Annotated in this window: 18 protein-coding genes; 8 read left to right on the plus strand and 10 right to left on the minus strand. The window is 71.3% G+C overall.

Annotated features, from left to right (window positions below):
- Window positions 1-79: 79 nt before the first annotated feature.
- Window positions 80-934: an alpha/beta fold hydrolase gene (locus tag ABTZ59_RS24585; RefSeq protein ID WP_351414871.1), complete on the plus strand. Its 855-nt coding sequence runs from the start codon at window positions 80-82 to the stop codon at window positions 932-934.
- A gap of 492 nt (window positions 935-1,426) precedes the next feature.
- Here the strand turns inward: ABTZ59_RS24585 and ABTZ59_RS24590 are convergent, their stop codons facing one another.
- The 3 genes from ABTZ59_RS24590 to ABTZ59_RS24600 form a co-directional block, all read right to left on the minus strand.
- A complete protein-coding gene (locus ABTZ59_RS24590) occupies window positions 1,427-2,086 on the minus strand; it encodes a response regulator (RefSeq protein ID WP_351414878.1) in 660 nt (219 codons plus the stop codon).
- Window positions 2,083-3,240, minus strand: coding sequence for a sensor histidine kinase (locus ABTZ59_RS24595; RefSeq protein ID WP_351414885.1), 1,158 nt, complete (start codon window positions 3,238-3,240; stop codon window positions 2,083-2,085). Before ABTZ59_RS24595 ends, ABTZ59_RS24590 begins: the two co-directional genes overlap by 4 nt.
- 168 nt (window positions 3,241-3,408) lie before the next feature.
- Complete coding sequence (locus tag ABTZ59_RS24600; RefSeq protein ID WP_351414894.1) at window positions 3,409-4,335, minus strand: alpha/beta fold hydrolase; 927 nt, start codon at window positions 4,333-4,335, stop codon at window positions 3,409-3,411.
- 247 nt (window positions 4,336-4,582) lie between these two features.
- Between ABTZ59_RS24600 and ABTZ59_RS24605 the strand changes: the two genes are divergently transcribed.
- The 3 genes from ABTZ59_RS24605 to ABTZ59_RS24615 all read left to right on the plus strand — a co-directional run bounded on the left by ABTZ59_RS24605 (window position 4,583) and on the right by ABTZ59_RS24615 (window position 7,186).
- The gene (locus tag ABTZ59_RS24605) at window positions 4,583-5,464 is read left to right on the plus strand and encodes a GNAT family N-acetyltransferase (protein ID WP_351414903.1); all 882 of its coding nucleotides are present in this window, start codon (window positions 4,583-4,585) and stop codon (window positions 5,462-5,464) included.
- Window positions 5,465-5,502: 38 nt separating this feature from the next.
- A complete protein-coding gene (locus ABTZ59_RS24610) occupies window positions 5,503-6,159 on the plus strand; it encodes a helix-turn-helix domain-containing protein (RefSeq protein WP_351414908.1) in 657 nt (218 codons plus the stop codon).
- A gap of 151 nt (window positions 6,160-6,310) precedes the next feature.
- Complete coding sequence (locus tag ABTZ59_RS24615) at window positions 6,311-7,186, plus strand: class I SAM-dependent methyltransferase (protein ID WP_351414918.1); 876 nt, start codon at window positions 6,311-6,313, stop codon at window positions 7,184-7,186.
- A gap of 146 nt (window positions 7,187-7,332) precedes the next feature.
- Here the strand turns inward: ABTZ59_RS24615 and ABTZ59_RS24620 are convergent, their stop codons facing one another.
- From ABTZ59_RS24620 to ABTZ59_RS24635, 4 genes are all read right to left on the minus strand, one after another.
- Window positions 7,333-8,217: a septum formation family protein gene (locus ABTZ59_RS24620; protein WP_351414927.1), complete on the minus strand. Its 885-nt coding sequence runs from the start codon at window positions 8,215-8,217 to the stop codon at window positions 7,333-7,335.
- A gap of 265 nt (window positions 8,218-8,482) precedes the next feature.
- Complete coding sequence (gene helR / locus ABTZ59_RS24625) at window positions 8,483-10,636, minus strand: RNA polymerase recycling motor ATPase HelR (protein WP_351414934.1); 2,154 nt, start codon at window positions 10,634-10,636, stop codon at window positions 8,483-8,485.
- A gap of 426 nt (window positions 10,637-11,062) precedes the next feature.
- Complete coding sequence (locus tag ABTZ59_RS24630) at window positions 11,063-11,908, minus strand: class I SAM-dependent methyltransferase (RefSeq protein ID WP_351414941.1); 846 nt, start codon at window positions 11,906-11,908, stop codon at window positions 11,063-11,065.
- A 67-nt stretch (window positions 11,909-11,975) separates the two neighbouring features.
- Window positions 11,976-13,019: a sigma-70 family RNA polymerase sigma factor gene (locus tag ABTZ59_RS24635; RefSeq protein WP_351414944.1), complete on the minus strand. Its 1,044-nt coding sequence runs from the start codon at window positions 13,017-13,019 to the stop codon at window positions 11,976-11,978.
- Between the two features lie 76 nt (window positions 13,020-13,095).
- On the opposite strand from ABTZ59_RS24635, the gene ABTZ59_RS24640 reads away from it, so the two are divergent.
- Window positions 13,096-14,244 carry an alkene reductase gene (locus ABTZ59_RS24640; RefSeq protein ID WP_351414951.1) on the plus strand — a complete coding sequence of 383 codons (1,149 nt, stop codon included), beginning with the start codon at window positions 13,096-13,098 and terminating at the stop codon, window positions 14,242-14,244.
- A 198-nt stretch (window positions 14,245-14,442) separates the two neighbouring features.
- Window positions 14,443-15,414 (plus strand): zinc-binding dehydrogenase, encoded by a 972-nt coding sequence (locus ABTZ59_RS24645; RefSeq protein ID WP_351414956.1) that lies wholly within the window; start codon window positions 14,443-14,445, stop codon window positions 15,412-15,414.
- Between the two features lie 72 nt (window positions 15,415-15,486).
- Here ABTZ59_RS24645 and ABTZ59_RS24650 read toward each other — a convergent pair whose 3' ends face one another.
- A complete protein-coding gene (locus ABTZ59_RS24650; RefSeq protein WP_351414965.1) occupies window positions 15,487-16,308 on the minus strand; it encodes a TetR/AcrR family transcriptional regulator in 822 nt (273 codons plus the stop codon).
- Between the two features lie 136 nt (window positions 16,309-16,444).
- On the opposite strand from ABTZ59_RS24650, the gene ABTZ59_RS24655 reads away from it, so the two are divergent.
- Window positions 16,445-17,479, plus strand: coding sequence for an ATP-binding cassette domain-containing protein (locus tag ABTZ59_RS24655; protein WP_351414976.1), 1,035 nt, complete (start codon window positions 16,445-16,447; stop codon window positions 17,477-17,479).
- Window positions 17,472-18,239, plus strand: a complete 768-nt coding sequence (locus ABTZ59_RS24660; protein WP_351414983.1) for an ABC transporter permease — start codon at window positions 17,472-17,474, stop codon at window positions 18,237-18,239. The genes ABTZ59_RS24655 and ABTZ59_RS24660 overlap by 8 nt, the downstream gene beginning before the upstream one ends.
- Window positions 18,240-18,298: 59 nt before the next feature.
- Here ABTZ59_RS24660 and ABTZ59_RS24665 read toward each other — a convergent pair whose 3' ends face one another.
- Entirely contained in the window at window positions 18,299-19,543 is a 1,245-nt protein-coding gene (locus tag ABTZ59_RS24665) for a GNAT family N-acetyltransferase (RefSeq protein ID WP_351414988.1), read from the minus strand.
- A gap of 199 nt (window positions 19,544-19,742) precedes the next feature.
- A complete protein-coding gene (locus tag ABTZ59_RS24670; protein ID WP_351414992.1) occupies window positions 19,743-20,717 on the minus strand; it encodes an asparaginase in 975 nt (324 codons plus the stop codon).
- Between the last annotated feature and the right edge of the window lie 110 nt (window positions 20,718-20,827).

The raw sequence follows: 20,827 nt of genomic DNA on the forward strand, positions 1-20,827 counted from the left end.
CGAAGCCACGGCCAGACGTATCGAATCCCTCCTGAACCCTTGATCTTGCTCCGAAGATCGTTCTGTTGGAGGCTGAGGCATGCAGAATCTGCCGACATTCGTTTTCGTTCATGGGGCCTTCGCGAATTCGTTCTCGTTCGCGCCGCTGCAGGCCGAGCTCGCCCAACTTGGGCACCGCTCGGTCGCGGTCGACCTTCCGGGGCACGGATTCGAGGCGACCTTCCCCGCGACCTACCAGGCTCCCCAGGATCTCGACGCCCTCGCCGCAGAACCGGGACGCATCAAGGGAATCACGCTCGCCGACAACGCCGCCCGCGTGATCGAAGTCCTCGAACGGGCCAAGCTGAACGGGCCCACCATCCTCGTCGCCCACAGCAGGGGCGGCATCACGACCACCGCCGTCGCCAACGCCCGGCCCGAGCTGATCGACCGGATCGCTTACGTCTCCGCCTGGTGCCCCGTCGATCTGGACGTGAGCGACTACTACGCCCAGCCGGAGATGGCGGATGTCGACGCGGGAGCCTTCGCTGCCACGCTCGTCGGGAACCCTGCCGAACTCGGCCTCCTCCGGACCAACTTCCGCACCGCCGACCCGGCAGCGCTCGCCGCGTTCAAGCGAGCGCTCGCCGCCGACCTCAGCGATGACGAGTTCCGGACCTTCCTCAACACCTTTCAGCCCGATGAGAACCTCGACGTCGGTACGTCCGCCGACCGGGCACAGGCCACGACCTGGGGCCGGATTCCCAAGACCTATGTGCGCCTGGCCAACGATGCCAGCATTCCGCTCGCCGCGCAGGACCGCATGATTCGCGAAGCCAACGCGCTCACACCCGATAACCCCTTCGACGTCCGGACACTTGAGGGAAGCCACCTGCGCTGGCTCGTCCACCCGAAGCCCGCCGCCGAGCTGCTCGCACACCTCGCAGCGCGCTGACACACCCCCAGAGGCGGCTGCCTACGGTTGAGCGGGACAGGAGGAGCTCGCTCGTCCCACTCAACAGTAAGCACCGCAGGTCAGAGCCCCATGGTGCCCACAGTTATCTGGGACTGGACACGAGTAGTTGTCACGTGAGCAGACACTGTCACCGCTCACCTCGGCGGACTCCCGTACAGGCGAGGACCGCGTCGGCGTCGTCGGCGAGGAAGAGCATGAAGGCCCACGTCCGGTCCGATGAGAAGATGCAGCTGACCCTGACCCGAGTGGCTTCGAGCCGGGTGAGGATGTGGACGGTAGACGGCAGGGCGAGAGTCTCAGCACCTCGCCTCCTCACCCGTCGGAGGCGAGCCGCGTAGATGCCGGCAAGCTGCTGACGGGGAACACGGCCGTCCCCTACGACGAAGTCCCCTCCGCCTGAGCGCACGGCCGACGACACGACGACGGCGGGAACCGCATGGCCCATCCCGTCGGGCCGCAGCCGACTTTCCGTCAGTTCACCAGGCCATGCCGGTAGGCGTACACCACCGCCTGAACCCGGTCGCGAAGCCGCAGCTTGGTGAGGATGCGGGACACGAAGGTCTTCACGGTCTCCGGGCTGAGGACGAGCGTCGCCGCGATCTCGTTGTTGGAGAGGCCGTCCGCGAGGAGGCGGAGGACTTCCAGTTCGCGCGGGGTCAGCGGGACGCGCTGCGAAGCGTCCTCGGTGGGTCTGATCCGCGCGGCGTACCGGCCCACGAGGCGGCGGGTCACTTCGGGGTCCAGCAGCGCCGCGCCCGTCGCCACGGTTCGGATCCCGTGCAGCAGTTGGGTCGGCGGCGCGTCCTTGAGCAGGAACCCGCTCGCCCCCGCGCGCAGCGCCTCGTAGACGTATTCGTCGAGATTGAACGTCGTCACGACGAGTACCTTCACGGGGTGCGGCACTCCGGCGCCGGCCAGCAGGCGGGTCGCTTCGATTCCGTCGAGTACGGGCATGCGTACGTCCATCACCGCCACGTCGGGGCGCAGGGTGCCCGCGAGCTCGACCGCGGTGCGCCCGTCCCCGCACTCCCCCGCCACCTCAAGGTCGGGCTGGGCGTCGATGATGGTCACCAGGCCGGTACGGACCAGCACCTGGTCGTCGCAGACCAGCACCCGGATCGGTTCGCTCACGCCGGGCTCCTGGCGGGTATCCGCGCCCGGACGACGAAGCCACCATCCGTCTGCGGGCCCGCGCTGAAGTCGCCGTCCAGGACGGCGACCCGGTCGCTGAGACCGGCCAGCCCTCGCCCGCTGCCCGCGGGCGACGCGACGGGCGAACCGGAGCCGTCCGTGCTGACCTCCACGGTGATCTCTTGCGCGCCGTGCCGGACCTGGACCGAAGTGCGGCTGCCGTGGGCGTACTTGAGGGCGTTCGTCAGACTTTCCTGCACGACCCGGTAGGCCACCAGCTCGGCGCTTCCGGCCGACGCCGCCACTGTGCCCTCCTCGGTGAACTCCACCGGCTGCCCGGCCCGGCGGGTCTGCTCCACGAGCGTGCCCAGTCTGCCGACCGCGGGCGTCCTGGGGTCGGCATCGTGGTCGGGGTTGAGCAGGTCGAGCAGGTGCCGCAGGTCGGAGACGGCGAGCCGACCGGTGTCGGTGACCGCGGTCAGGGCCTGGTCGAGCCGGTCGGGGACCGCCGTCAGATAGCGGGCCGCCTCGGCCTGCACGATCATCGCCGTCACGTGGTGGGTGACCACATCGTGCAATTCGTGGGCGATACGGGTACGTTCGGCCGCGCGGGTGTCCTCCGCGACCCGTCGGCGGTGTTCGGCCTCCAGCTCCCGCGTGTGGCGCAGCCACGTCCCCATGCCCCAGGGGAGCGCCAGCGCCACGTAGTACAGCCCGAACCCGGCCGGCGATTCCGCGCCCGCGCCGAGTTGGTGGAGCGCCACCGCGAAGGGCACGTACGCCGCGGAGAAGACCGCCACCGCGACGCGCCGGCGGCGCTCCAGGTGGGCCCCCACACTCATCAGCGCCACGACCACCGCCGTGCCCGCGAACGAGTGGTAGCCGCGCAGTTGATCGACGGCGAAGCCGACCGCCACGAGGGTGAGACAGCCGACCGGCCAACGCCGGCGCAGCGCGAGCGGGAGGCACTGGAGGGCGACCGCCACGACGGCCAGTGCGTCGAACGGGCGGGCGGGCAGGCCGCCGAGGTCCGTCCCGTGGTTCTGGAACGACGGGACCAGCGACCCGGCGAAAATCAGCAGCCCCAGCGGCAGATCACGGACCGTGACGTCGAGCCGCTGCCACCACCCTGGGAGCCGACGAGAACCGATCACGAGGCGAGCCTAGCGATATCGGTACCGGTGTCGGCGAGACGGAGGCGTTCCGACAGGGACGGGGACGTAAGCCGCTGGGGCAGGCGGGCGGACGCAAGCCGCTGCGGCAGGCGGGGGGACGCAAGCCGTTGCGGCAGGGCACGGCCGCCTGACCAGGGACCGCTCGCTCTACTCACCGTCCACCCCGGCCTGCGAGATGACCCGTTCGATCGCCTCCACGGCGACTTCGGGCTGGTCGAGGTAGATGTAGTGCTCGCTTTCGGCGGCGGTGCTCAGCTTGCTGCGGCTCGACAGCGCGAGCCACTTGCGCTGTCCCTCGGACCACGCCCGCTCCAGACCGGGCCCGTAGTCGGGAACCGCGGCGAGGTACTGCTTCCCATGCTGGATCACCTCCACCGGAATGTCCCCGGCGGAGCGGACGTCCCCGTCCGGCACCGTCAGCAGTTCCGGCTCCCCGCCCCGCAGAATCGCTAGGGTCTGGTCGCGCAGCCCGGCGGCGGACGCAGGAGCCGACTCCGGGATCCCCTCGACGAGGTCGGCGATCTGAGTGGGCGAGGTGGCGTCCATCAGCACCAGCCCCTTGACCCGGTCCCGGTGGCCGGGCGCGTACCGGCCCGCGATCAGCCCGCCCAGCGAATGCCCCGCCAGCACCACCGGGCCGTCCCCGGCGGCCTGATCGAGCACGGCGCTCAGCACCTCCCCGGTGCTCTCCAACGTCTGCGGCCCCGCCGGCTTGTCGCTGGCGCCCTCGCCGAGCCGGTCGTAGGAACAGACCCGCCCCTCCCCGCTCAGAGTCTTCTGAAGGCCGGCCAGCTTCTCCAGCCCGTCCCCGCCCCCGGACAGCAGCACGACGACCGGCCGGTCCGCCACCTCACGCCCCGCACACGACACGTTGACCGACTGACCGCCCACATCGATCTTCTTGGTCCCGGTCAGCAGGTCCTTCCCGCCCGCCCGGTCCTCGGCGTTGTCGGTGGTCCCGTCGGCGGACACCTGCCGGTCCGCCGACGAAGACGCCTCGCAACCGACCAGCGCCGCTGTGGCAAGAGCACAGCCGAGCGCGATAGCAACAGTGGTCCGGGAACGTGCGAGCATGATTTTCTCCCAGCTTGAGAACGGCCGCCGAAGCGGCTGACCATCGGGGCGGTTACCGTCACCGGACGGGCCCGCCGAACCCGCGGCCGGAGCACCGCGGGTGTTCTGAACGCTACGGATCAAGCTCCCCGCGATCGTCACCACTGAGAGGACACCTGCGTGTAGCTCGCACGGGGGACAGCCGGAGACCCATGGCACCCACGGAAAACCGGGGGCGCGGCACCCACGGCGTGGGCGATCATGAGGCATGTTCTCTGACGGCTGGCAGCTCACCGAAGACGTCGACGAATTCCTCGCCCGGGCCGGGGACTTCCTGCGCTCGCGGCCCGGCCGCCACGTCATGACGCTGACGTGGGCCGAGAGGCTGCGGGCGCGAGGGGCGGCGGCGTTCGGCGCGGAGGGCCAGGTCTTCGGCGTGCTGGAGCGGGCGGGCGAGGTCCATGGCGCCTTCCACCGCCTCACGCCCCGCGCTCTGTGCCTCACCCCGCTCACGCCCGAGCAGGCCGACACTCTCGCCGCCCATCTGGTCGCCCTCGGGCACTCCCTTCCCTCCGTCAGCGCGGACCACGGCACCGCCACCGCCTTCGCCGAGGCCTGGCAGCGGCACACCGGCGCGACGCCGAAGATCCTCGACACGCGGCTCCGTCTGTACCGGCTCGGCACGCTCGCCCCGCCGGAGCCGATGCCGGCGGGCCGGGGCCGCCTTCTGGGCGAGCGGGACCATGAGCAAGTCATGTACTGGTGCGGCGAGTTCGCCAAGGCCGTCGGGGAAGATGTCACCATCGACGCTCGCTCCTGGGCCGGCACACGCTACGCCGACAAGCGCTACACGCTCTGGGAGACCCCGGACGGCACCCCCGTCTCCATCGCGGGCATGAACCCGATGATCGGCGGCCAGATCCAGGTGGACATCGTCTACACCCCGGCCCATCTGCGCGGTCGCGGCTACGCGGGCGCCGTGACGGCGGAGGTCAGCCGGGCCGCGCTGGCCGCGGGCGCGAAGGATGTCGTGCTGTTCGCGGACCTGTCCAATCCCACCAGCAACGCCCTGTACCAGCGGCTCGGCTACCGCACACTCACCGACTGGGCCACCTACGACTTCGTGTATGCCGCGCCGGACGGCGGTTGAGAACTCATTGTTTGCGTATGAGGCATAGGGTGTTGCTCATGACGCAAGATCATGGAGATCTCGACAGCCTGGTACGCAAGCGGATCCGCGCTCTGCGTGTGGCGCAGGGCTGGTCCCTGGACGAGCTGGCCACCCGCGCCCGGCTCAGCCCCTCCACGCTCAGCCGGATCGAGACCGGTCAGCGCCGTCTCGCCGTGGACCAGCTCGTCACCCTCGCCCGCGCCCTGGACACCACGCTCGACCAGCTGGTCGAGACGGCCACGGACGACGTCATCTCCAGCCCGACGATCGACGCCGCCCACCAGGTGATGCGCTGGCCCATCCGGGCGGACCCGGGCATGACCGTCGTACGCCAGCGCATGACGAACCCACCGCCCGAGGGCCCATCGAGCATGCGCGCCCACCCGGGACGGGAATGGCTCGTCGTCCTCTCCGGCACGGCCGTCCTGCTGCTGGGCAACCGGCGCTTGCGCGTGGAGACCAACCAGGCCGCCGAGTTCCCCACGATGCTCCCGCACGCCATCGGCGCGGAAGGCGGGCCCTGTGAAGTCCTGGGCATCTTCGACCGCGACGCCCGCCGAGGCCACCAGCGCAACGAGCGGAGCGCGGGCAGCGCCGACAGCACCGGCAGCACCCGCGGCAGCGGCAGCGGCAGGGCCCGCGGCGAAGGGGACGCGAGCGGCCCGTCGCACTGATCCCGGCCCCGCCGCCCCACAGCTCCGCCCCACAGCTCCGTCGCGCCGTCGGTCGCGTCGGCTTGCGCGGCGCGCAGGCCAGGCACCCACCGTCTTGCGCTTCCGGAAAGCGACCGGGTCGGACGCCCGCGAACCTCTTAGCGTGGCCGCCATGACACACGCATCCCCGCAGGCCCCGCACCCAGCCCACGACCACAACCACAACCCCGATCACGATCACGACGCTGACGGCCAGACGGAGATCCTCGACCTGGACGCCGAGGTGCTCGCCGACCACATCGCCTCCATCACCGCATGGCTGCCCGTCAAGGCGAGCCCCCGCCACATCGTGGATCTGGGCTGCGGGACCGGGGCGGGCGCCCTCGCCCTGCTCAAGCGCTTCCCCGGGGCCGAGGTGACCGCCGTCGACACCTCGGCCGCCTATCTGCACCGCCTGCGAGACAAGGCCGCGGCGGCCGGTCTCGCCGATCGGGTACGCACCGTTCAGGCCGACCTCGACGCTGCCTGGCCCGAGCTCGGCACGCCCGAACTGGTATGGGCATCCGCCTCCATGCACCACATGGCCGACCCCGACCGCACCCTGCGCCAGGTCCACGACACGCTCGCCCCCGACGGGCTGTTCGCCGTCGTCGAACTGGCGGGCTTCCCGCGCTTCCTGCCCGAGGACGCCCCGGCAGAGCGCCCCGGACTCGAAGAACGCTGCCACGCCGCGCTCGACCGCCACCACGCCGAGCACATGCCTCACCGCGGCGCCGACTGGGGACCCAAGCTCACCGCGGCCGGCTTCGCCGTCGAGGGCGAACGCGTCATCACCGTCAACTTGGGCCCGCCGCACACCGAGGCCGTCGGCCGCTACGCGCTGAGCAGCCTGACCCGTGTGCGCGGGGGCCTCGCCCAGGAGCTGGGAACCGAAGACCTCGCGGCTCTCGACCAGTTGCTCGACACCGAGAGCCCCCACAGCATCCTGCGCCGCGACGACCTGACGGTACGCACCGAGCGCACGGTGTGGGCCGCGCGCCGCGTCTGAAAGCCCCGAGGCGCGCCGCTTCTGAAAGCCCCGGGGCGCGAGGGCGCTGAGCAATGGCGTGGCCATGGGCCGGGTTCGCCCCGGCGCGCCATCAAGGAAGCGGGGCCGGTCCCTGACGGTCACGGCCCCGCTGATCCGACGGAGCGTCAGCCCGCCCAGACCTCGGCGTCATCGGCCGGGACGGTGGTGGCCAGGCCCAGTTCCTTGCGGGCGGCGACCGACTTGGCCGGGTCGATGCCGGTGAACGCCGAGTCGTAGGCGAGGTAGAACGCGTCGGCGTCGGCGGCCTTCGAGGCCTTCTTCCAGCTCCCCGCGGCCTTCGTCAGCGTGGCGCGGAGCTTGCCGACCTCGGTGCCCTCGATGCCGTCCAGGCCCTTGACGTGTGCGTCGAGGGCAGCCGCGACGGCCTTGGCCTGCGCCTTGTAGCCATCCAGGTCGTCCTCGACGGCGTCCTTCTCGGACTGGGTCGCCCACAGGGTCTCGTAGACCGCGTTCGAGCCCGTGAGGTATGTGGTCTGCTCGGGCTTGAGGGACTTGGCGGTGTCCAGCGAGCCGCTGAACGTGCCCTTCTCCATGGTGTAGGTGCAGCTCACCGCACGGTCGCCCGTCGCCCAGCTCTCCTTGGTCGGGGTGTAGTAGAAGAGGGCGACGCCCTTGGGAAGCGCCCAGGTGTCCGGGGCGTGCTTCTGCGCCTCGGCCGGGCAGCGTTCGTCGGCGATCGTCGAGATCCCGTCGTCACCGGGGTACTCCCCGCCCTTGTCGATCGTGAACTCGCCGACGGCCTGTCCCTCGTGCGCCTCGTCGCAGGGCACGATCTCGACGGTGTACGCCGTCCCCTCGGCCTTGCCGGACGGGTTGTAGCAGTCGCCGATGTCCAGCGAGAACACCGAGCGCTGGCGAGCCACCTTCTTCGCGCCGTCCTTGGCACTGTCGATGGCCTCGGAGACGTCCGAGCATCCCACCGCGCCGATCGCGAGGAGGGCGGCGACGGATATGCCGCGAAGGGTACGGTACGGGGCACCGATGGTCATGACGTGTACATCCTCTTATGTGATCTTTATGAGGGGCAGGCGCATCATATGCCGTTCCTGTGGCCTGTCAGTTCCGGTGGCCCGGTCATACGAAGGCCCTCATCTCATCGCGGCGTCTCTGACTCGCGACGGGCCGCGAAGGTTGTATCCGGGCCGCTCGCGGGCGGAGTCGAGAGGGCCTCGTGACATCGCTGTGGAACCGCGCGCCGTTGGGCATGGCGGGACGCGGGCGAGGGCGGGCGTATACGTGACAGCCCTTGGAACGTCAGGAGCTCGTGAGGATGACGAGTCGCTGGGTCGCCCGGGTCATCGCGACATAGCGGTCGACCGCGCCTTCGACGCCCTCGCCGAACGCCTCCGGGTCCACGAGGACGACGAGATCGAATTCGAGGCCCTTCGCCAGCTCCGGGGTCAGCGACCGTACGCGGGACGTCGTCCGGAAGGTGGGGTCGCCGATGACGCAGGCGATCCCATCGGTATGTGCGGCGAGCCAGGTGTCGAGGATCGGGCGCAGATCGGACACGGGTCCGTGGACGACGGGGACCTCGCCGCCACGGATGGAGGTCGGCACATTGGCGTCCGGGAGTACGGCCCGGATGACCGGCTCGGCCTCGGCCATGATCTCCTTCGGCGTCCGGTAGTTGACGCTCAGGGAGGCCAGGTTGATCCGGTCGAGCCCGACCCGCTCCAGCCGTTCCCGCCACGACTCCGTGAACCCGTGCCTGGCCTGGGCACGGTCCCCGACGATGGTGAAACTCCGGGACGGGCAGCGGAGCAGCAGCATCTGCCACTCCGCGTCGGTCAGTTCCTGAGCCTCGTCCACGACGATGTGCGCGAACGGGCCCGCGAGCAGATCCGGTTCGATGCCGGTCGCGGCGCTCTCGTCGACCAGGCTGTGCCGTGCGTCCTCGCCGCGCAGCATCGTCAGCACCCCTTCGCCGTCACCCTCGGCCTCGGACTCCAGCAGGGCGTCGACGACCTTGGCCATCTGCTCGCGTTCGGCGGCGAGGGAAGCCTCGTGCCGACGCTTGCGCCGCGCCGTCTCCGGGTCGCCGAGCCGCTGCCGAGCCGCGTCCAGGAAGGGCAGGTCGGACACCGTCCAGGCCTGGGCTTCCGCGCGCTGCAACCGCTGCACGTCGTCGCGGCCGAGCCAGGGAGCGCACATCCGCAGATAGGCGGGTACCGACCACAGGTCTCCGACGAGGTCGGCCGCTTCGAGCAGTGGCCACGCGCGGTTGAAGGCCGTGACCAGTTCCCTGTTCCGCCGCAGCGACGTGCGGAGCTGGTCGTCGGAGACATCGCCTTCGTGCTTGTCCACCAGGATCGTGAGCAGTTCCTCCCAGACCTGCTCGCGCGCCTCGTTGTGCGGAGTACCGGGTTCCGCCGCTTCGAACGCCACGGCCCAGTCGTCGGCGCTCAGCCAGATGTCGGACCAGTGGGTCGTGATCGTCATCCCCTTGGCGGGCGGCTCCTCGTAGAACCTGACGGCTGTCTCGACCGCCTTCACCACGTTCGCGGACGACTTCAGGAGGGCCACCCCCGGATCGGCCTCGACCGCCGCCGCGGCTCCCTCGGCGACGAGGTCCCGCAGGGTGCAGATCTGCACACCCTCCTCTCCGAGGCTGGGAAGGACATCGGCCACGTACCCCAGGTAGGGCTGGTGCGGACCCACGAACAGCACGCCGCCCCGCCGGTGCCCGAGGCGCGGGTCGGCGTAGAGGAGGTAGGCGGAGCGGTGCAGAGCCACGACCGTCTTCCCGGTACCCGGACCGCCGTCGACGACGAGAGCGCCGCGGGATCCCGCGCGGATGATGGCGTCCTGGTCGGCCTGGATGGTGCCGAGCACGTCCCGCATCCGTGCCGACCGGTTGCCGCCCAGGCTGGCGATGAAGGCGGACTGGTCGTCGAGGGCGGCGTGCCCGGCGAACCCGTCCGAGGTGAACACCTCGTCCCAGTAGTCGCTGACCCGGCCGCGGGTCCAGCGATACCTGCGGCGGCTCGCCAGACCCATCGGGTTGGCGTGCGTGGCCCCGAAGAACGGCTCGACCGCGGGGGAACGCCAGTCGAGGAGCAGTTGGCGGCCCGCGCTGTCCGTGAGGCCAAGTCGTCCCACGTACACGGGCTCGGCGCTGTCGGTGCCGACCATGCGTCCGAGGCACAGGTCCAGCCCGAAGCGGCGCAGTGCGCGCAGACGAGCGGTCAGCCGGTGGATCTCCATGTCCCGGTCCATCGCCTGCCGGCCTATGCCGCCGGGCGCCTTGCGCTCGGCGTCGAGGCGGTCGGACAGGTCGGCGATGGACTGCGCGAGGCACTCCGCGATGGCCGCGAAGTGTTGTTCGTCGTCGGCGATCAGCGTGGGGTCGGCCTTGGGGGCGAGGCGGTCGGGAAGGTCGAACGCGCTGGTGGTCAGGGGTTTCACTGATCAGCTCCGATCTGAGGCCGCTTGCGGCCATTGCGTGCGGCACGGCGTGCGGCAGGACGGGACGGGGACGGACCGGCGGGACGGGGACCGACCGGCGGAACCCACCGGCGGAACCGACCGGCGGAACCGACCGGCGGGACGGGCCTGGCGGCGACCACGGCGGGCAAGGCTCCGGCATCGCGTGGACACCGTGGCCGTTGTCGGTTCAGGTCGCCGAGGCCTACGGCTCGACCACCCCGTGTACGTTCCGGCCTCGGCTTTCCGGCCTTGGCATTCCGGCCTCGGCCAGCGATTCTGCGGCACGACCCGGGTCTTGCCGCAAGCCCCCCGGTGCGCTATACGTTGAGAGTGGAAAGGAGTGGGTACTCCTCTTTCCGCTCCCCTTTTCCCTCCGCTTTCCCCTCCGTCGGCCGTGACCCGCGCTCACCGGGCGGACGGCACGCGCCAGACGAAGACCTCGGTGCCCGGCTGACGTTCGGAGAAGCGACCCGACGGTGAGGTCTCCCCCAGCAGTTGGCGGAGATCCGCCTCGAAGTCGCCGCGCCGCGTGCCGAACAGGTGGGGCGCGGACGAGGATGTCGAGAACACCAGCGCCACGACCTCATCGCAGGACCGTTCCAGCGCCTGCCCCCCGGGTACGACATGCCGCTCCGGTCCCGCGAAGCCCGCCCGGCTGAGCACGGCGGCCTCACCGCTGGGCGTTCCGTACCGCAGCACCCCACGACCGGCCCGTCGGACGGGGCCCAGATACCGCCCGACCAGATCGTTGATGGCCGTATACGGCACCCCCGGACAGGGGAGACCGTCGACGGCCCGCGTCCGCGTCTTCAGGTCCGAGATATGGACGAAGGCACCCGCCGACCGGAGCATGCCCTTGACGGTCGCCGCCACCAGGTCACGGTCCATCCAGTGAAAGGACTGACCGAAGGTGGCGACGGTGAACGTCCCCAGTCCTGCGGGCAGTTCCTCCGCACGGGCCAGGACCCACCTCGCCTTCCTGGCCACTCCCGCCTTCTCGGCCTGCTGCCCGGCTTCGGCGATCATGCCGCTGTCCGGGTCCACGCCGACCACCTCGCCGAACAGATGCGCCAAGTTCAGAGCAAGGGTGCCCGGCCCGCAGCCCACGTCGAGCAGACGCCCGCGGCCGTCGAGCATCAGGACCTCGGCGAGCAGCTCCGCGAGCCCGGGCGCGTACGGGAGCCGCCCACGCCGGTAATAGGGGGCCGAGCCCAAGAACAGTGTGTCGTCCCACTCCCAGCCTTCTGGCATACCGGCCTGCCGCCCTTCTCACGCGGATTCACGAACGATGGGTCTGTCGAATGGCTCTGCGGCTCGATCATGCCCGCACGTCTCGCCCGTCTCGCCCGTCTCGCCCGTCACGCACCTCGCGCCCCTCACGCGCCTCACGCTCCTCGCGTACGTCGCGCCCCTCACGCACCTCGCGTACGTTGAGTACGGCCAGTTCGAGCCGCTGAAGGCGGGCCGGGTCGGCGATCACCTCGTACGCGGTGATCCTCTCGCCATCGATCGTGAAGGTGAGAGCGAGGAACAACCGGCCGCGCGGGGCGACGACGACTCCCACGGTTCCGTTCACGAGCGCCGCCTCCGCGAACCGTGCCCTGCGGCCGAGGACCATCGTCTCCTCCGCCACGACGCGCGCCCCGCGGACCTCCGTCGCCACGCCCGGTGGCAGGGCGGCGGGATCGGCACGGCGTACGACGTCCGGGGCCAGCACCGCGAGAAGCGCGTTCAGATCGCCACCGCGTGAGGCGGCGAGGAAGGCCTCGATGACCTGCCGGTGCCGGCCGGGATCGGCGCCGGGCACCGCGGGGGTGCCCTGTACCTTGTGGCGCGCCCGGCTGGCGAGCTTCTTCGTGGTGACCGGTGAGCGCTCCACGATGGGCGCGATCCGGTCGAACGGCACGGCGAACAGGTCGTGCAGGACGAAGGCGACCCGCTCGGCGGGACCCAGCGTGTCCAGCACCACGAGCAGCGCCCTGCCGACCGAATCGGCCAGCACCGCCTCCTCTTCGGGGTCGCCCCCGGCGCCGTCGCCGTCACGGGCGGCGTCACGGGCGGCGTCACGGGCGGCGTCGATCCGGTCCGAGGGCCCCTGCCCCACCGGGTCCACCGGGTCCTCCCGGCGTGACGCACGGGAGCGCAGCATGTCGAGACAGACCCGCGAGACCACCGTCGTCAGCCAGCCGGCCAGGTTGCCGACACCGTCGGCATCGACGCGGCTGAGCCGCAGCCACGCCTCCTGGACCGCGTCGTCCGCCTCGCCGGCCGAGCCGGGCATCCGGTAGGCGACCGCCCGCAGCCTGGCGCGGTGCGTCTCGAATCGTTCCGCAAGCCGGTCCTGGTCCTGTTGCCCGCCCATCGGTCACCTTTTCTCGTCGCGCTCCGTCAACCTCAGCACACCCCTGTTGACGGGGAGAGACGAGAAAAGGTGACCCATGACCACCACGACGGACCTCAGGACAGGCACGACACCGCCGACCACCGTTGACCAGCCGCTGCTACGGCCCGCGCGCTTCGGGGACCTCCGGCTCCCCAATCGGGTGGTGATGGCCCCCCTCACCCGCGCCCGCGCGGTCAACGCGGAGCTGCTGCCGACCGGGATGCATGCCGCGTACTACGGCCAGCGGGCCTCCGCCGGGCTGATCATCACCGAGGGGACCTGGGTCAGCGAGCGCGCGATCGGCTTCGCCGGCGTTCCCGGCGTCTACAGCGAGGAGCAGGTCGCCGCGTGGCGCCGGGTCACCGACCTCGTCCACGCACTGGGCGGCCGTATCGTCCTCCAGCTCTGGCACACCGGCGCCGCCTCTCACCCCGATCACCTCGGGGGAGAGCCGCCGGCCGGGCCCTCGGCGGTCAACCCGCACGAGAGGTCGTACACCCCGAGCGGCTTCAAGGACACCGTCACTCCCCGGGAGATGACCACCGCCGACATCGCGACCACGATCACGGAGTACGGCGCGGCGGCGGCGAACGCCCGGCGCGCCGGGTTCGACGGGGTCGAGGTCCATGCCCTCGGCTCGTTCCTCATACCGCAGTTCCTCAACCCGCGGCTGAACCGGCGCTCCGACGCGTACGGGGCCGACCGCACCGGCCGACGACGCCTGCTGTTCGAGATCATCGACGCGGCGGCCGCACCCTGGGACGGACGGCGGGTCGGGGTGCGTCTCTCGCCCTACTGGACCGCCGAGCGCTTCACCCCCGACGAGGCGACGCTCGCCGCGTACGACGAACTCGTGGCGGAGTTGGGCGACCGCCCCCTCGCGTATCTGCACCTGCGCGGACCGGCCCCCGCCACGCCGGGTGACGGCCCCGACGTCGACGCGTTCGCGCGCTTCCGGCGGCGGTTCGACGGACCCCTGATCGTGAACCTCGGATTCGGCCGCGAGTCCGGGAACGCCGTCATCGAAGCGGGGACGGCCGACGCCGTCGCCTTCGGCACGCACTTCATCGCAAACCCCGACCTCGTCACGCGATTCGCGCTGGGCCGCGAACTGGCGACCGGTGACCCCGGTACGTACTACACGGGCGGGGCCGAGGGGTATGTCGACTACCCCGTGAGCGCCTGGCCCGGGTGCGGGCCGTGATCTTCGTGTACGCGGCGTACGCGGCGTACGCGGCGCACACGGCGCACACGGCGCTTGACCTCAACCGGACTTGACGTTCAAGACTCGTCGTAAGGAGCGACACGGGACGCGACGCGCCGAACGACGCGCCGAATGACGCGGCGAACAACGCGGCGAACAACGCGACGGCGCGTGGCGCGGCGAAGAAGGAGTGGGGATATGCGCGCGGTTCGGGTGACGGCTTTCGGGGGTCCCGAGGTTCTGGTGACGGCCGAGGTGCCCGACCCGGTGGCGGGCCCCGCCGAGGTGGTGATCGCCGTCGCGGTGGTGGACACGATCTTCGTACAGACGCAGGTACGGGCGGGCCAGAAGCAGGAGTACTTCCCCGTGCGGCCCCCGCACATCCTGGGCGGTGGGGTCGCCGGTACGGTGCGCTCGGTCGGCGAGGTGGTGGACGCCGACTGGACCGGACGCCGCGTGGTGGCCTCGATCGGCATCACCGACGGCTCGGCGGAACTGGTCGCGGCCCCGGTCGAGTCGCTGGTGCCCGTACCGGACGGCCTCCCGTTCGAGACGGCCGCCGCGGTGTTCCAGGACGGTGTCACCGCCCTGGCCCTCATGGACCTCACCGGGGTGACCGCGGACGAACGCGTACTGATCACCGGCGCGTCCGGCGGCATGGGGACGCTGATGGTCCAACTCGGCAAGGCCCGGGGCGCGTACGTCGTGGCCGTCGCGCGGGGCGAGCGGAAGACCGCTCTCGTACGGGAGTTGGGCGCCGACGCCGTGATCGACGGAGCCCGCGACGACTGGCCGGCGCGCGCCCGCGAGGCGCTGGGCGCGCGGGGCGCGGATGTCGTTCTGGATGGCGTGGGAGGTGAGATGGGCCTGTCGGCCTTCCCGTTGACGGCGGACGGCGGTCGCTTCTCGGCGCACGGCGCGCCGACGGGCGGCTTCGCCCCGGTGGACGCGCGCCACGCGGCGGACCGGAAGATCAGGCTGCTGGGCATCGCGGATGTGCAGATCCCACGGCGGGAGCGGGTACGGCTGGCGGCGCGAGCCCTGGCGGAAACGGCGGCGGGCCGTCTGCGCCCGGTGATCGGCGGCACGTTCCCCCTGGACGAGGCGGCGGACGCGCACCGGGCGATCGAGGGCCGCGGCCTGCTGGGAAAGGTCCTGCTGACGGTCTGACGGTCTGACGGCCGGACCGCCCGACCGCCCGACCGCCCGGCTGACGGACCAACGGGCTGAGGGGCTGACGGGCTAACTCGCCCGCCCCCGCCTCCGTACCATCGCCTCGACCCCGTCCAGCACGCAGTCGAGGCCGAAGGTGAACTCCGTGTCCGGGCCGTCCTCGCCGTCCAGGCCGCCGGCCGCCAGCAGTTCGGCGACCGCCGGGTAGCGGGCCGGGTCGGCCAGTCTGCGGAGAGTGCGTCCGTAGCCCGCCATGACCTGCTGGGCCGATGAGCCGCTTGCCTTGATGGCCGTGTCCAGGTCGGACATCAGCATCGCCTCGTTCCGTACGAAGCCGCTGACCAGCAGGATCACCGATATCTTCGTGCCGTCGTCCAGCCCTGTGCCGGCCAGGGCGTTGAGGCCGCGCTCCCACCACGCCACCGAGTTGGGGGTCACGGGCGGGCCCGAGATCGGGATGCGCAGCGCCCACAGGTCCCGGTGGTACGCCGCGCGTTGTGTCCACGCCCAGTGGGCCAGCGCCTCTCGCCAGCCGGTGCCGGGCTCCGGCGGGGCGGGGGGCGCGCCGATGGCGGCCTCATGCATCAGGACGTACAGCTCGTCCTTGGCCGCGACATAGCGGTACAGCGACATCGTGGAGACGCCCAGTTCCTTGGCGACCCGCCCCATGGAGACCGCGCCCAGCCCTTCCGCCCGTGCGACGCCGACCGCCGCGTCGACGATCCGCGTCAGGCCGATGCCGGGCTTGGGGCCCTTGGCCGGGCGTTCCCGCAGTCCCCAGGCGGCCTCGATGCTGGCGGGCAGCCCCGTACCGCCGACGGGCGACTCGGTACCGCCTCCGCCTGCGTCTGCGCCTCCGCCTGCGCCGCCGGCACCATCAGCGATCGCCATCGTGTCCACCCTTCTCCGCCCGCTCCCCGCTTGACGCCCATCCTAGTAATGCGTAACTCTTACACAGTAGCGCGTATGCCATACGCAGTTGATCAGCGGCAGAACAGCGGAACAAAGAGGAAGAAGGGGGATGTCCATGACCTCGCACCCGGCCATCGAGGCCACCGGCCTCGAAAAGTCGTACGGAAGCGGAACCGCGCGGGTGAGAGTCCTGCGCGGGATTGATCTTCGTGTCGAACGCGGCACGGTCTTCGCACTCCTCGGCCCCAACGGCGCGGGCAAGACGACGGCCGTACGGATTCTCACCACCCTCACCACCGCCGACAGCGGCACCGCCCGGGTCGCCGGGTACGACGTCGTCGCCGACCGGCGCCGGGTACGCGGCGCCATCAGCCTGACCGGGCAGTTCGCCGCCGTGGACGAGAAACAGACCGGCGAGGAGAACCTCCGCATGATGGCCCGCCTCAACGGGCTCTCCAGGGCCGACGCGCGGCGCCGCGCCGCTGGGCTCCTCGACCGCTTCGGCCTCGCCGACGCGGGCGGGCGGCTCGCCGTCACCTACTCCGGTGGCATGCGGCGCCGGCTCGATCTGGCCGCCGGTCTGGTCGGCGACCCCGAGGTGGTGTTCCTGGACGAACCGACCACCGGCCTCGACCCGCGCAGCCGCCAGGAGCTGTGGCAGGTGGTACGGGATCTCTCCGCGCGCGGCGCCACCGTCTTCCTGACCACCCAATACCTGGAGGAGGCCGACCAGTTGGCGGACCGTATCGCGGTGGTCGACCACGGTCTGGTGGTCGCGGAGGGTACGGCGGAGGAGCTGAAGAGCCGGGTCGCGGGCCACCGTCTCGATCTCGTACTGACCAGCCGCGAGGCCTATCTCCGCCTCGCCTCCCGCGCTGTCCACCACGCGCCCGAGAGCCTCACGCTCGGGCTGCCGACCGACGGCACCGCCGCGCGGGTGCGCGCCCTGCTGGACGAGATCGACCCGGACGGTACGGACGTGGCGCGCTTCGCGCTGCACGGCGCCACCCTCGACGATGTCTTCCTCGCGCTGACGGGCGCGGCCCCGGCGACCGGCCACCAGCAGAACCCGAACCAGAGCCAGAGCCAGAGCCAGAACCAGAGCCAGGAGCAGCAGCAGAGCCAGGAGCAGGAGCCCACCCATGTCTGACGCGCTCGCGTCCTCCCGCACCCACGCCCTCACGATGGCCGGTCGCGGCATCCGTCTCAGCAGGCGCAATATCGACGCCGTCATCACCGCGATGATGCTGCCGATCATGCTCATGCTGATCTTCGTCTACTTCTTCGGCGGCGCCATCGACACGGGCACGCAGTATGTGACCTACGTCGTCCCCGGTGTCCTGCTCCTCTGCGCCGGCTTCGGCTCGGCCGGCACCGCCGTGAGCGTCAGCGAGGACATGAAGGGCGGGATCATCGACCGCTTCCGCTCCCTCGACATCGGCGGCGCGCCGATCCTCGCCGGGCATGTGACGGCGAGCGTCGCCCGTAACGTCGTCTCGACGGCGCTCGTCCTCGGCGTCGCCCTCCTCATCGGCTTCCGCCCGTCGACCACACCCGCAGCCGCACTCGCCGCCACCGGCATCCTGTTCGCCTTCATCGTGGCCATCTCCTGGCTCTCGGCGGCGATCGGTCTGCTCGCCAAGTCCCCCGAGGCGGCGGGCGGGTTCACGTTCTTCATGATGTTCCTGCCCTACCCGAGCAGCGCCTTCGTCCCGATCGACACCATGCCGGACTGGCTCCACGGCTTCGCCGACCACCAGCCGGTCACCTCGGTCATCGAGTCGCTGCGCGGACTGCTGCTCGGACTGCCGGTCGGCTCGGCGCCCTGGGTGGCGCTGGCGTGGTGCGCCGGGCTGCTGGCGCTCGCGCTCGGGCTGTCGGGGGTGCTGTTCAGGGTGCGGACGGCCTGAGGGCCTCGGGCGGCCGGGCCGTACGGAACGTGATCTCAGACGATCTCCGTCGTCCGCCGTCAGAAGACGTCCGGGCACCAGGGACGACGCGCCGTCCGGAACAGCGTCTCCGCGACCGCCGCCGCCCCCGGCCGCTCCTCGGTCAGCAGGCCGAGCGCGGCGAGGCGCAGCGCAGACTCGTCCCCCAGATACAGCGCACCCAGCTCCCGTACGTCCAGGGCGATGTCCGGGGACTGCGTGGTCGGCGCGCAGACCCCGCCCTCCGGCGTCCCCTCCAGCCGGAACCGCCCGCCCGCCAGACCGGCCTTGTCGTGGATCTCCAGCGTCAGCGCGGCCGGCACGGCGTACGTACGCGCCTCCAGGGCTCGTACGGTGTCGAGGATCCGCACCCAGAGGAAGTCCGCCTGCGTCACGATCCGTGCCGCGCGGGGATCGGGAAGGAACCGGGGCAGCAGATCGTCCGGGGCGCGGTACCCCGTCCTGACCGTGGTGATCCAGTCGATCGAGCAGACGAAGTGCCACAGCGCCCGCTCCGCCGCCGGGGTCAGCGCGATCAGCTTCCGTACCGACGCGGTGTTCAGCGGCTGCTTGGCATCGCCCCAGTTGTCGTCGGACGCGTAGGTGACCAGGCCCTCGATCTCACCGGCCGCCGAGCGGTACACCGCGTTGAAGGGCTCCGTCCAGGGCACGCCTGACGGCGTCTGACCGGTGTCGACCCTCCACCAGCGCTCGTCGCGGTCGATCGCGCCGTGCTGCCGCGCCCGGAAGCGTTCATGCAGGCCGGGGCCGAGTTTCCGGACGTCCGCGAGGTCGACCAGATCGATCCTGCCGCCGTTGTCGGGCCCCGACCACCGTGGATCAAGTCCCGTACGCGCCACATCGATCGCCCACTCGGTGATCCCGGCGGCGGGGCCGAACCCGTACCGCCCGTAGATCGGGTATTCGGCGGCGATCAGTGTGGCGACGGCGTCTCCGCGCTCCTTCGCCGCCGCCAGATCGGCGGCCATCATCCGGCTGAGCAGTCCGCGCCGACGGTGGGTGGGCGAGACGGTCACGTTGCTGATCGCGTCCGCCGGGAGCACGGCGCCGCCGACGACCGTCAGTTTCTGCGCGAAGGACCGGAACGTGGCGACGCAACGCCCCTCGTCGAAGGCGCCGCGCGTACGGGCCGGTTCGAGGTGCGCCGTCCGCGCGGCCGTCTGTTCGTCCGAGCCGCCCGGCGCCCGTAGAAACCCGGTGGCCAGGGCGCGCAGCCAGTCGGGATACTCGGATTCGGTGACCGTACGGACGTCGACAGTGCTCATGGTCGTCACGCTAGGCGGTCCCGGCGGCCCGCCGCATCCGGATTTCCGCCGGGCGACCGGCGCCCCGGACACTCCCCGAACCCCAGGAGCCCCTGGAGACCCCGGAGACCCGGACGGTCCACAACGGACGGTCCAGAACGGACAGTCCACAACGGACAGTCGAAAACGGACGGTCGAAAACGGCCAGTCCCCGACGACCTCAGAACGCCGCCCGCACCGCCCCGACCTCCACACCGCCGCCCAGCAGTGGCGCCCGCCCGATCCGGCCAAGCACCTCGGCCTCCACGCCCAGCAGTTGGAGCGCCCGCTTCAGCACGGGCCCCCGCGCCCGGCTCCCGCCGTCGTCGATCTTGAAGGCCAGCGCACGGCCGTCCGGCAGCGCCACCGCCTGAACCGCCTCCGCGCCCGTCTTGGCGAGCGTGCCCGGCATCTCCGTCATCAGCAATGTGTCGGACCTGCGCGTCCCCCCGACGTACTCGGGATGGGCCCGCATCGCGTCCGCCACCCGCCGCTCCGCCGAACCCGGCGCCGCGAGGACGAAGTGGCGGAAGGCGCGGGCGAGACCGGTGAGGCTGATCGCCATCAGCGGGGCGCCGCAGCCGTCCGTACCGATCGTGGCGACCCGCTCGGCCGCCGTCTCCTCGATCACCATCCGGACGAGCTTCTGCACCGGATGCGCCGGGTCCAGATAGCTCTCCGTCGGCCAGCCGTTGTGTACGCAGGCCGCCAGCATCCCGGTGTGCTTGCCCGAGCAGTTCATGACGATCCGCTCCCGCACCCCGCCGGCGGCGAGATACGCCTCCGCCTCCACCCGGTCGAGCGGCAGATCGGGCGGCGTCCGCAGATCGTCGGTCGTCAGCCCGTGCTCGGCGAGCATCGTACGGACGAGAGCGAGATGGAACCCCTCGCCCGCGTGGCTCGCCGCCGCCAGCGCCAGCCGCTCCCCGGACAGCTCCGCCCCGGCCCGCAGCACGGCCGCGGCCTGCATCGGCTTGTTGCTGGAGCGGGGAAAGACCGGGGCCTCGGGGTCTCCGAGCTCCAGCTCGACCGTGCCGTCCGCCGCCAGCAGCACCAGCGTTCCCCGGTGACTGCCCTCGACAAAGCCGGAGCGCACGACCTCGGCGAGTACCGGCGGTACGGCCGACGGTATGACATGGGAGCTGGAGGACATCATCGGCCTTCCGGTACTGGGGGCACCCGCTCGCGCGGTCCGGCGCGGATCCGCACGGACCCACACGGATCCGCACGGATCCACTGTGATCAGCGGGCGGTTGGGACGGTACG

This window comes from Streptomyces sp. NPDC094034 (assembly GCF_040303865.1).
Taxonomy (GTDB): domain Bacteria; phylum Actinomycetota; class Actinomycetes; order Streptomycetales; family Streptomycetaceae; genus Streptomyces.